Here is an 11,382-nt window from a genome sequence, read left to right as displayed (position 1 = left end):
GCTCAGCGTCCCGCCGAGTCGGCCGCTCGCCCGGCATGAGGGGACATGCCAACGGCCCGCGCCGCGTGCTGCGGGGCGGGCCGGGAGCGGAGCGGTGGTCAGCGCCTGTCCTCCGCGTGGGCCCTGGCGTGGCCCAGCGTGGCGAGGCTGTTGGTGCTGAGCGCGTCGTGCACGTAGGAGCGCGCGTCGGCGACGGTGGCGTCCGGGCCGAGGATCCGCTCGATGTTGGCCGTGTTGAGGGTGACGGTGTGCTGCGAGGTGGCCCGCACCCCGTCCGGTGTCTCGGTGAACGTCCAGGTTCCGGTGTGCAGGGTCATCAGCGCAGGCAGGGTGACCTGCTTGTAGGCGATCCTGTGGTGCGGGAAGGTCACCCGGTACGACTTGGTGGTGTGCGTCGAGCCGTCCTTGGCCCGGGTGTCCATCTCCAGCGTCTGCAGGCCCGGCGTCTCCTCGGTGAGCCGGACGGTCGCCACGTGCGGCAGCCGCTCGCCCCACAGGTGGGCCTCGTTGATGAAGTCGTAGACGTCCTTGGCGGTGCCGTCGACGAGCACGGTGTCCTCGAAGGAGAACGTCACGTCCTCGGCGGCGTAGGCGAGTTCGACGTTCTCCTTGAGGGCGGCCAGCTCGGAGCGGGAGTTGCGGTCGACGGCCTCGTCGATCCACTTGAGGCCCTCGGGGTCGTCGTCGACGGCCCGGTAGTCGTGCAGCAGCCGGACCCGGGAGCGGGACGTGGACAGCGCTTCGATGATCCAGGTGCCGCCCATGGCGGCGACCGGCGGTGCGGAGACCTCCTGGCGGAAGGTGATGCGCCGGGCCTCGGGATCCAGGGTGCGGCGCGAGGTCCAGTTCTTGGCCTCGCCGTTGGCGGTGGCCCAGATCCGGATCCGCTCCTCGCGATCGCCGCGCTCGACATGGTCGACGTGGATGGTGGGCGGGAAGATCCGCGGCCAGTTCTCCACCTCGGCGAGCAGCCGGTAGACCACGTCGGCCGGCGCCGAGACCGTGATCTCGTGGGCCACTTCACGGATGGTCATGGTCGGTTCTCCTGTCGGGAGGACGGGTCAGAAGTTGCCGAGGCCGCCGCAGACGTTGAGGGCCTGCGCGGTGATCGAGGCGGCGGTGTCGGAGGCGAGATAGCCGACCAGACCGGCGACCTCCTCGGGGGTGGAGTAGCGGCCCAGCGGGATCTTCGCCTGGAACTTCTCCAGGATCTGCTCCTCGGTGGTGTCGTACGCCGCCGCGTAACCGGCCCGTACCCGCTGGGCCATCGGGGTCTCGACATAGCCGGGGCAGACCGCGTTGACGGTGATGCCGGTCGGCGCCAGCTCATTGCCGAGCGCCTTGGTGAAACCGACCACGCCGTGCTTGGACGCGGAGTACGGCGCACCGAGCACCACGCCCTGCTTGCCCGCGGTGGACGCGATGTTGATGATCCGTCCGCGCGGCTTGTCCCGCATGCCGCCGGTGTTCAGCACCGCGCGCGTCATCCGGAAGACGCTGGTGAGATTGGTGTCGATCACGTCCTGCCAGAGCTCGTCGGTCAGGTCGGCGGTGACGCCGCCGCCGGACCGGCCCGCGTTGTTGACCAGGACGTCGACGGTGCCGAACCGGTCGACGGCCGCCTTGACGAAGGCCGTCACGCTGTCCTCGGACCGCACGTCGAGCGTCGCGCCGTCCACCTCCAGGCCCTCCTCCTGGAGCTCCTTGACCGTCGCGGCCACGTTCTCGGCGTTGCGCGCACCGATGTACACCCGGTGGCCCTGGGCCGCGAGCAGCCGCGCGGCGGCGAGTCCGATGCCGCTCGTGGCGCCCGTGACCAGCGCGGTCCGGGTTTCCTGTGTCGTCTGCTGGGTCATGCCCGCCTCCTTGGAGGAGCTGTCCGTCACGTGGTCAGGCCGCCATGGACTGTTCGCCGAGGTGCCTGTTCACGGCCTCGACCAGCAGCCGCGGGGTGATCGCGTCGGCGAGCGTGTCGTCGGCGAGCGAGACGCCGTACTCGCGCTCTATTCGGCTGCAGGTCTCCAGCAGCGCCAGCGACTCGTAGCCCAGCGCCTCGAACTCGAGGTCGAGGAAGTCGCCGTCGGCGGCGCCCTCCTCCTCGGCGCCGGCCGCGGCGTGCAGGATGCGTTTGAGGTCGTCCTCGGTGAACTGAAGCTCGGTCATGGGGTTCCTCCTGGGGAGCGGTTCGGCACAGAGCCGGGACGGGGCGGCGCGGGTGCCCGGATGCACCATTGGGCCAGAGAGGACTCAAGGAGAACTCGATTCCGCGAATCCGCCGGACACGGAAGACACCGCCCTGCGCATGCACCATCTGTGGTCCCTGCGCGAGGACGCGGTGGTGGGGTGGGACGACGAGGCCGGACGCTGGTGCTCAGCGGTCCGCAGGGCACCGAGCGGGTCGAGGACCCCGCGCCTGCGGTGGCCGAGGCGCTGCGCCGGATGGAGCTCGGTCCCGTGCTGCTCGCCAACCTGCTGCAGTCGAACGGCGGGGAGGGCGCCTGGCGGGCAAGGGGCCGGTGTTGCCGGTGGTGCCGGTGAGCCGTGCCGCGTGCCGCGTTCTTGGTGGAGTGCCGTGCGCTGGAGCACCGGATGGAGATCCACCGTCCGGAGGCGATGGTCGCAGCGCTGCCCCTGCCGGCCGATTGACCCTGGCGATCCTGGGCTATCTGTCGGGGGCGGGGATGACGGTGGCCGCGGCCCGACCGCGCCGGAGCCCGGGGCGGGAGTCGGCGGGGCCGGTTACAGCAGCCAGCCGGATTCGCGGGCGATGCGGATCGCATCGACCCGGTTGCGGGCGTTGAGCTTGGTGACGGCGCTGGTGAGGTAGTTGCGTACGGTGCCCGTGGACAGGTGGAGGAGTTCGGCGATCTCCTGTGGTTCGGTGCCCTGTGCGGCCAGTTGGAGGACTTCGGTCTCGCGGGTGGCGAGCGGGCTTTCGCTGCCGCCCCAGGCGGCCAGGGCGAGTTGGGGGTCGATCACGCGCTGGCCGGCGACGACCCGGCGTACGGCCTGGGCGAGGTCGCCGGGCGGGGCGTCCTTGAGGAGGAAGCCGGCGACGTGTGCGGACATTGCGCGGCGCAGGGTGCCGGGGCGGCCGAGGCTGGTGAGGATCAGGGTGCGGCAGTCGGGGAGGCGTTCGTGCAGGAGTTCGGCGGCGCTGAGTCCGTCCAGGCCGGGCAGGTCGATGTCGATGACGGCCACGTCCGGCCGGTGTTCGCGTGCCGCGCTCAGGATCTGGTCACCGCGCTCGAGTTCGGCGACGACTTTCAGGTCGTTCTCCAGGTCGAGCAGAGCCACCAGTGCACCGCGGACCATGTGCATGTCCTCGGCCAGCAGGATCCGTATCATCGTCGCTTCCCCCGTTACCCCCGTGGCGGAATCCTGTCGGAAACCGCGCCCTGGATCCTATCCAAGCGCAGGCGCCGTCGGCCTGTTGTCAAGAGGAATCGGACCGGGCCCCGGGGGTTGCTCACGCGGCGCTGTCCGCCTGGCCGTACGGCTGTTCGTCGTCCGGTTTCCGGCCATCGAGCAGGTCGCCGACGGCGGCCTCCAGGAGCGGTGCCTCGGCGGTGAGCCGGAAGACGTCGACGTCGGAGCCGTCGGGGGAGCGGCGCACGAGCAGTCGGCCGCCGATGTCCTGCAGCCGCCGCTCGAGGTTGCCCAGGCCGCTGCCGCTGTGCGGCGAGGGGTCCTGACGGCCCAGTACCAGGCCGTCGTTGACGATGGTGAGGCGGACCACGTCGTCCTCGATCCGCGCGGAGATCCGGCAGTACGAGGCCTTGCTGTGCCGCAGCAGGTTGGTGACGCCCTCGCGCAGCACCGTGGCCAGCACGGTGGACGTCGTCAGTGCCAGGTCTGCGACGGCCTCGTCGGTGTCGACGGTGACCGAGACCTCGGCGGCGGCCAGCACCGATTCGGCGGAGGCGAGTTCGGAGCCGAGCGACATCTCCCGGTATCCGCTGGCCACCCGGCGCACATCGGCCAGGGCCTGACGGGAGATGAGCAGCACCTCGTCGACCTCCCTGCGGGCACGGAGCGGGTTGGCGGGGATGAGGCGGTGGATCAGCTCGTTCTTGAGGGTGATCGCGGAGAGGCTGTAGCCGAGCAGGTCGTGCAGGTCCCGGGAGAACCGCAACTGCTCCTTGGTGACGGCCAGTCGGGCCAGATCGGCACGGGCCCGGTGCAACTGCGCGACCAGGCCGGCCATGCGGCTCAGACCGAACACGACGAGACCGGTGAGCGCCGTGGTCTGGCACATGTACACCAGGTCGACGACGCTCCGGCCGTCCAGGATGCCGGGGACGAGCAGGCTGAGCGTCGTCAGTCCGTACAGCGTCCAGCCCGCCCGGGGCGGCAGCAGAAGCAGCAGGGAGCCCGCGAAGAAGCCCGCCATGGCGCCCCAGGACACCCCGAACCAGATCAACGGCAGGTAGGACAGGACGCCCTGGGCGGTGAGCGTGAGTACCTTGCGGCGCATCGGTGCCTCGGTGGTGCCGGGTGCCGAGTGCACGAGTTGCAGCAGGAACACCAGCACCAGACAGCCCACGCCGATGGCAAGGCGGAACGGATCGAGCTGTTCCGAAAGGATGTTGAGAACGGTGATGCCGAGGTAACAGAGCAAAGCGGCCACCAGAATGCCCCGGGAGGTTCTGGTTGCCACGCTGCCGCGGTCCTGCGGCTGGCCGGAATGCGATGCAGACCTGTTCAGATCAGTGGTGTCCTTCCCCCTGCACGAGCCTCTTCTCGTGTCGCGACTCCATGTGCATCCGGCGGTCATTCTAGGCAGAGCGCGGCCGGAAGTTGAGGGTGAGGCGTGGCCGGGTCCGGTCGAGGACGAGGTGCTTTCCCGGCCGACCTTTCGTGTTTCCTGGTGTACTGCTGGAAGTGGCAGGTCGAGGGGTGGTTTGACATGTGTGGACGGTATGCGGCCAGTCGGAGGCCCGAGGATCTTGCAGGAATCTTCGAGATCGAGAAGTGGGAACCCGAGGAGACCCTGGCGCCCAACTACAACGTGGCCCCCACCAAGGAGGTCTACGCAGTCCTGGACCGCCCGATCAAGGACGTCGACGACCGGCGGCCGGTCCGGCAGCTGCGCAAGCTGAAGTGGGGGCTGGTGCCGTCCTGGTCGAAGTCCCCCGAGGGCGGGGCGCGGATGATCAACGCCCGGGCGGAGACCGTCCACGAGAAGCCCTCGTACCGGCGGGCCTTCACCTCGCGCCGCTGCATCATCCCCGCCGACGGCTACTACGAGTGGGTCACCGGCAAGGGGGAGCGGGACCTGGAGGTCGAGGGGAAGAAGAAGCGGCCCCGCAAGCAGCCGTACTTCGTGCTGCCGGCCGACGGGTCGGTCTTCGCGATGGCCGGGCTGTACGAGTTCTGGCGGGACAAGACCCTGCCGGACGACCACCCGCAGGCCTGGTGGGTGACCTGCTCCGTGATCACGACCGAGGCGGAGACGACACCGCTCGCCGTCGCCCCGGCCGACGGGCCGCACGCGCTCGCCGACATCCACCCCCGGATGCCGCTGATGCTGACGCCCGACCGCTGGGACTCCTGGCTCGACCCGTCCCGCACCGACCCCGACGACCTGCGGTCGCTGCTGGAGCCGCCGCCCGCCGGGCTGATGCGCGCCTACCCCGTGTCCACCGCGGTCAGTAACGTCCGCAACAACGGACCGGAGCTGCTGAAGGAGCTGGAGGGCCCCGAAGAGGGCACACTCTTCTGACGTGACGACCGAGATCATTGGTACGGATGCGGGGGACGCCCGCATCACCTGGCACCCGGCGCAGCAGCCCCGGCTCGTGCTGGCGGTGAGCCACGGGGCCGGCGGCGGAATCGAGGCGCGGGACCTGCAGGCGCTGGCCGCGGTGCTCCCCGCACACGGCGTGAGCGTCGCCCTCGTCGAGCAGCCCTGGCGGGTGGCCGGCAAGAAGCTGGCGCCCGCGCCGAAGACTCTCGACGCCGGCTGGCGGGGGATCTGGCCCGCGCTCGCCGGGCCCGGACTGCCGGTGATCTCCGGTGGCCGCAGCGCAGGCGCCCGTGTCGCCTGCCGCACCGCCACCGAGCTCGGCGCCCACGCCGTCCTCGCCCTCAGCTTCCCCCTCCACCCGCCGGGCAGGCCCGAGAAGTCCCGCGCCGAGGAACTGCTCGGCTCCGGGGTGCCCACCCTGGTCGTACAGGGCGGGCACGACCCCTTCGGGAGGCCCGAGGAGTTCCCGGACGGCTCGTACGAGCTGGTCGAGGTGGCGCACGGCGATCACGGGTTCGCCGTGCCGAAGCGGGCGGACATCGCCCAGGAGGAGGCCGTGGCGATCATCACGGGCGCGGTCGTGGAGTGGATCGAGTCACTGGGGTGAACGCTCGGGAATGCAGCGGACCGGACCTCTGTTGAGGCGGACAGAAGTGCTGAACCACCAGCACTGATCGTCGTGGGAGAGGAAGTCCGCCGCATGGGTTCGACCATCTGCCCGAGCCGCAGCAGCCGCACTGACCTGGACTGGACGGTGCTCACTGCGGCCAAGACCACCCCTATTCGAGGGGCGGCGGGGACGGGTCGTCGTCTATCCTCCGATTCTGGCGACACCGGTTTCGGTGCTGCCCGCAATCTTGAGGAGGTGGGTCCGGTCACTGGGATCGACGCAGGGACCGACAACGGCCAGGCGGAGCTGCCCGAGGGCCAGGGCATCAGCGCGGAGACGACCGCGGAGCGCACTGCGCGCTTCGAGCGGGACGCGCTCGAATTCCTCGACCAGATGTACTCGGCCGCGCTGCGTATGACGCGCAACCCGGCGGATGCGGAGGACCTGGTGCAGGAGACGTACGCGAAGGCGTACGCGTCCTTCCACCAGTTCCGCGAAGGCACCAACCTCAAGGCGTGGCTGTACCGGATCCTCACCAACACCTTCATCAACTCCTACCGCAAGAAGCAGCGCGAACCCCAGCGCTCCGCGGCCGAGGAGATCGAGGACTGGCAGCTCGCCCGCGCCGAGTCGCACATGTCGACCGGTCTGCGCTCCGCGGAGTCGCAGGCGCTCGACCACCTGCCCGACTCGGACGTGAAGGAAGCACTCCAGGCGATCCCGGAGGAATTCCGAATCGCCGTGTACCTCGCCGATGTTGAGGGCTTTGCGTACAAGGAGATCGCGGACATCATGGGGACACCCATCGGTACGGTGATGTCCCGGCTGCACCGAGGCCGTCGTCAACTGCGCGGCATGCTCGAGGACTACGCGCGTGAGCGCGGACTGGTCCCGGCCGGCGCCGGAGAGTCGAACGAAGCGAAAGGCTCGGGCTCATGAGCTGCGGAGAGCCGCACGAGACGGACTGCAGTGAGGTCCTCGACCATCTCTACGAGTTCCTCGACAGCGAGATGCCGGACGTCGACCGCGACAAGTTCAAGCAGCACTTCACGGAGTGCTCGCCGTGCCTCGAGAAGTACGGGCTCGAGCAGGCCGTGAAGAAGCTGGTCAAGCGGTGCTGCGGACATGACGACGTACCGAGCGACCTGCGTGCGAAGGTGCTCGGGCGGCTCGACCTGATCCGCTCCGGACAGGCCGTCCCCGAGCACGACATCACCGCGACCCCGCAGGAGTCCTGAACCCCCCGGACCCTCGTCTGGAACGGGCTGTCGTCACTCGAACGTGCTAATCCGCGGTTCATAAGCCCGCGGACTCCCCCCGGGCCGCCCTAGTCTCCTCAGCCGGAGCAGGTTCGGCCGGGAGGGGCGTGATGGAGGCGGTTCCGGCGCGGGCACGTGCATACGTCGCCTGTACGGTCCTCGGCGCTCTGTGCTGTCTGCTTCCGCTGCTCGCCGTCCACACCTCCTGGCGGGCGGTCGCACTGCTCGCCCTGCTGTACGCAGGCTGCGAGCAGGCCGCCGCCCGATGGCGCTTTGCCGGAACGTTCTACCCGGTGCTGCTCGCCGGTGCCTTCCTGCTGCCGCCCCCGGCCGCCGCGCTGGTCGCGCTGCCTGGGGCGCTGCTCTCCCGGGTCGACCAGCGGCCGCGCCGGCTGCGGCGGAGCTGGCGGGCCGCCCAGCTGGTCCTCGGCGTGTGGGCCGCGGGCCGGGTGCACTGGGCGCTGGGCGGGCGGGACGCGGTCGCAGGATCCGACTTCCCGTACGCGCTCGTGCCCGCGGGCGCCGCGGTACTGGCGTTCTGCCTGGTGCTGACCACCCTGGACGGCGGGATCCGCGCGCTGGCCGAGCGGGTGCCGGTACGGCGGGCCTGGCGCGGGCTGTTCGTACGGTCCCTCGCGCCCGTGGTCGTGCACGGCCTCGCCGGGCTGATGATGGCCGTCCTGTGGCGCAGCCCGTACGGGCCCGTCGCCGCACTGCTCGTGCTGCTGCCGATGTGCGTGTCCTGGTGGGTGTTCACGCAGTACCACCGGGAGCGCGCCGCCCACCAGGCGACGATCCGGGCGCTGGTGCAGGCCGTCGACATCAAGGACGAGTACACGCGCGGCCACAGCGAGCGGGTCGGCCAGGCCTCGATGATGATCGCCCGTGAACTCGGCATGGACGACGAGCGCGTCGAGGTCCTGCGATTCGCCGGAATCCTGCACGACGTGGGCAAACTCGGCGTCCCCACAAGGCTGTTGCGCAAGGACGGGCCGCTCACCCCCGAGGAGCGGCGGGTGATCGAGCTGCATCCCGAGTACGGCCACGAAATGGTGCGCGGAATCGGTTTTCTGGGCGAGGCCCGGGCCGCCGTACTCCACCATCACGAACGGCTGGACGGAAGCGGGTACCCGTACGGGCTCAGAGGCAGCCAGATCCCCCAGGCGGCACGGGTGGTGGCCGTCGCGGACGCCTTCGACGCGATGACGTCCACGCGGTGCTACCGGCGCGCCCGGCCCGTCCCGGTCGCCCTGGAGGAGCTGGAGCGGTGTGCGGGGGCGCAGTTCGACCCCCGCATGGTCGCGGCACTGGTGCGGGCGCTCGGCAGGTACGGCTGGCATCCGGCGGTCACGGCCGAGGAGCAACCACGCCTTCCCGCGCCGGCCGCGGCCGTGGCCGGCCGGCCGGGAGCCCGCGGATGAGCGCCCGGCCACCGCTGACGCTCCTGATCCACTCCTGTGCCGCCCTCCTCGCCGCCGTCTCCCTGGCCGTCACCCACCGGACCGGCCTGGAGGAGCGCCCCACCGCCCTCGCCTTCGGCCTGCTCGTCACCGTCGGCGAGCTCACCCGCTGGACCGGCGCCCGGGTCAGGGAGGCCGCGCCGCTCGGGGCCGCCGGGGCGATGTCGTATGCGCTTCTCGGCGAGGACGCCGGGCAGCCCACCCACCACGGCGTCACCCAGGTCGTCGCCGTCGTCCTCGCCGCCGCCCTCATCGGCAGCGTGCCGCACATCGCCCGCGGACGGGGACCCGTGCTCGACCACCTCGCGCGGCGCGTGCTCACCGTCGGATTCGCCGCCGTCTGCTTCCAACCCCTGTACAACCGGGGGGCGTTCGGCGAATGGCGCGGTCCCGCGTACGCCCTGCTGCTCCTGGCGCTCCTCGCCCTCACCGCGCTGTGCGACGCCGTCCTCGCCGCCGCGCTCGCGCACTCCCGCACCCGGTGGCCCTTCGGCCCGCTGCTGCGGGACGAACTGCACGCCCTCCTCGGTATCGGCTCGGCCGTGTGCGCCACGGGCGCGGTGATGGCCCTCGCGGTCGCCGTGGTCGGGCTGTGGGCGCTGCCCGTGTTCTCGCTGCCGCTGCTGCTGACCCAGCTGTCCTTCCGCCGGTACGCCGCCGTGCGGACCACCTACCGGCAGACCATCACCTCCCTCGCCCGCGCCACCGAGATCGCCGGGTACACCCCCGCCGGGCACGCCCGCCGCGTGGCGGCCCTCAGCCGTGCCGTCGGGCGGGACCTCGGGCTCACCCGGCCCGAGCTGACCGTGCTGGAGTACGCAGCCCTCATGCACGACATCGGCCAGCTGAGCCTGGTCGACCCGGTGCCGGCCGGTGCCACCGCCGTACTGCCCACGGCCGAGCAGCGCCGGATCGCCCTGCTCGGCGGCGCCGTCGTACGGCAGACCGGGGTGGACTCGGCGGTCGCCGTTGTCGTCGAGCGGCAGGCCGACCCCTACCGGGAGCAGCCCCTTGCCGCGCGGATCGTGCGGGCCGTCAACGCCTACGAGGAGAAGGCGCGCGACGCCGGGCCCGGCGGGCCCCTGACGGCGCTGGAGGAGCTGCGGCTGGCCACCGCCGGGGACTACGCGCCCGAAGTGGTGGAATCGCTGGCCCGGGTCCTTGCACGGGACTGTCTGACCCTGCCTGCGGCTGGGTAACCCATGGGTAATGAGCGCCCTTCCAGCCGTACGTGGTTGGATGCGAATGAGAGGGTGTGTCCGGGGGCAGCACTAGCCAGCCCACTCCACGGAACTGGCAGGGAATCGTGAGGATCTTCGGCAAGGGACGGCACCGGCCCTCCGCCTCCTGGCGGCAGGCCACCGACCGAGCGTTCACGCTCATCGGCGACGGCCGGTACGAGGACGCGGGCGCGCTGCTGACACGTGCCGCGGATCTGGAGCCCTGGCTGTCCGAGTCCTGGTTCAACCTCGCCCTGCTGCACAAGTTCCGGCACGACTGGGAGCAGGCGCGGGCGGCCGGACTGCGCGCCGTCGCGCTGCTCGACCGGGAGACCGGCGCCCCCGACTGGTGGAACGTCGGCATCGCGGCCACCGCACTGCAGGACTGGCCGCTGGCCCGCCGGGCCTGGCAGGCGTACGGGCTGCGGGTGCCGGGTGCTGCCGCGGCGAACGGGGAGCCCGTCGGGATGGAGCTCGGCAGCGCGGCCGTACGGCTGTCGCCCGAGGGCGAGGCCGAGGTGGTGTGGGGGCGGCGGCTGGACCCCGCCCGCATCGAGGTGCTGTCCATTCCGCTGCCGTCCTCCGGGCGGCGCTGGGGCGAGGTCGTGCTGCACGACGGGGTGCCGCACGGGGAGCGGAGCACCGCGGCCGGGCACTCCTACCCGGTCTTCGACGAGATCGAGTTGTGGGCGCCGTCGCCGGTGCCGACGTGGGTGGTGCTGCTGGAAGCCGCCACCGAGGCGGATCGGGATGCGTTGGAGCAGCTTGCCGCGGACGCGGGGTTCGCTGCCGAGGACTGGTCGTCTTCGGTGCGGCTGCTGTGCCGGATGTGTTCCGAGTCGCGGATGCCGTCGGATGAGGGTGATGGGGAGCACCTGGATCCGCACGACCACAGTGAGCCGGGGCACCCGGGGCCGCTGGGGCATCGGACCGATGGGCAGCTGTGGGTGCCTGAGCGGGAATGTGGCGTGGCCGCCCCGGCTTCCCTGGTGAAGGGGTTGTTGGACGGGTGGGTTGCCGACAGTCCGGATTCTCGTGACTGGCGGGATCTCGAAGAGGTTTGCTAGGACCGTTGCCGGCTGCG

At 71.1% G+C, this 11,382-nt stretch carries 13 protein-coding genes; 8 read left to right on the top strand and 5 right to left on the bottom strand.

The features are described from left to right. Window positions 1-98: 98 nt before the first annotated feature. From ACFY10_RS15880 to ACFY10_RS15870, 3 genes are read right to left on the bottom strand one after another with little or no spacing between them, the layout of a single operon-like run. Window positions 99-1,034, bottom strand: a complete 936-nt coding sequence (locus ACFY10_RS15880; protein WP_390665699.1) for an aromatase/cyclase — start codon at window positions 1,032-1,034, stop codon at window positions 99-101. Window positions 1,035-1,061: 27 nt separating this feature from the next. Next, window positions 1,062-1,856, bottom strand: coding sequence for a 3-oxoacyl-ACP reductase FabG (gene fabG / locus ACFY10_RS15875; protein ID WP_390665698.1), 795 nt, complete (start codon window positions 1,854-1,856; stop codon window positions 1,062-1,064). Window positions 1,857-1,890: 34 nt separating this feature from the next. After that, window positions 1,891-2,163: an acyl carrier protein gene (locus ACFY10_RS15870; RefSeq protein ID WP_390665697.1), complete on the bottom strand. Its 273-nt coding sequence runs from the start codon at window positions 2,161-2,163 to the stop codon at window positions 1,891-1,893. Between the two features lie 180 nt (window positions 2,164-2,343). Here ACFY10_RS15870 and ACFY10_RS15865 point away from each other — a divergent pair, with 180 nt between their 5' ends. Next, window positions 2,344-2,538, top strand: a complete 195-nt coding sequence (locus ACFY10_RS15865) for a hypothetical protein (protein WP_390665696.1) — start codon at window positions 2,344-2,346, stop codon at window positions 2,536-2,538. Between the two features lie 201 nt (window positions 2,539-2,739). Here ACFY10_RS15865 and ACFY10_RS15860 read toward each other — a convergent pair whose 3' ends face one another. Further along, entirely contained in the window at window positions 2,740-3,348 is a 609-nt protein-coding gene (locus ACFY10_RS15860) for a DNA-binding response regulator (protein WP_390665695.1), read from the bottom strand. Window positions 3,349-3,469: 121 nt separating this feature from the next. Further along, entirely contained in the window at window positions 3,470-4,660 is a 1,191-nt protein-coding gene (locus ACFY10_RS15855; RefSeq protein ID WP_390665694.1) for a sensor histidine kinase, read from the bottom strand. Window positions 4,661-4,909: 249 nt separating this feature from the next. Between ACFY10_RS15855 and ACFY10_RS15850 the strand changes: the two genes are divergently transcribed. The 7 genes from ACFY10_RS15850 (at window position 4,910) to ACFY10_RS15820 (ending at window position 11,365) form a co-directional block, all read left to right on the top strand. After that, window positions 4,910-5,725, top strand: coding sequence for an SOS response-associated peptidase (locus ACFY10_RS15850; RefSeq protein ID WP_390665693.1), 816 nt, complete (start codon window positions 4,910-4,912; stop codon window positions 5,723-5,725). 1 nt (window position 5,726) lies between these two features. Beyond that, the gene (locus ACFY10_RS15845) at window positions 5,727-6,356 is read left to right on the top strand and encodes an alpha/beta family hydrolase (protein WP_390665692.1); all 630 of its coding nucleotides are present in this window, start codon (window positions 5,727-5,729) and stop codon (window positions 6,354-6,356) included. A gap of 258 nt (window positions 6,357-6,614) precedes the next feature. After that, window positions 6,615-7,298 carry an RNA polymerase sigma factor SigR gene (gene sigR / locus ACFY10_RS15840; RefSeq protein ID WP_275781029.1) on the top strand — a complete coding sequence of 228 codons (684 nt, stop codon included), beginning with the start codon at window positions 6,615-6,617 and terminating at the stop codon, window positions 7,296-7,298. Beyond that, on the top strand, window positions 7,295-7,597 hold the full coding sequence (rsrA, locus tag ACFY10_RS15835; RefSeq protein ID WP_351474582.1) for a mycothiol system anti-sigma-R factor: 303 nt from the start codon (window positions 7,295-7,297) through the stop codon (window positions 7,595-7,597). The genes sigR and rsrA overlap by 4 nt, the downstream gene beginning before the upstream one ends. A 131-nt stretch (window positions 7,598-7,728) precedes the next feature. Beyond that, on the top strand, window positions 7,729-9,039 hold the full coding sequence (locus ACFY10_RS15830) for an HD-GYP domain-containing protein (RefSeq protein WP_390665691.1): 1,311 nt from the start codon (window positions 7,729-7,731) through the stop codon (window positions 9,037-9,039). Next, window positions 9,036-10,277 (top strand): HD-GYP domain-containing protein, encoded by a 1,242-nt coding sequence (locus ACFY10_RS15825; protein WP_390665690.1) that lies wholly within the window; start codon window positions 9,036-9,038, stop codon window positions 10,275-10,277. Before ACFY10_RS15830 ends, ACFY10_RS15825 begins: the two co-directional genes overlap by 4 nt. Window positions 10,278-10,384: 107 nt before the next feature. Beyond that, window positions 10,385-11,365, top strand: coding sequence for a hypothetical protein (locus ACFY10_RS15820; protein ID WP_275781033.1), 981 nt, complete (start codon window positions 10,385-10,387; stop codon window positions 11,363-11,365). Window positions 11,366-11,382: the final 17 nt, after the last annotated feature.

The sequence above is a fragment of the Streptomyces sp. NPDC001401 genome (assembly GCF_042895385.1).
GTDB lineage: Bacteria > Actinomycetota > Actinomycetes > Streptomycetales > Streptomycetaceae > Streptomyces.
This window is presented reverse-complemented; position numbering and strand designations above follow the sequence as displayed.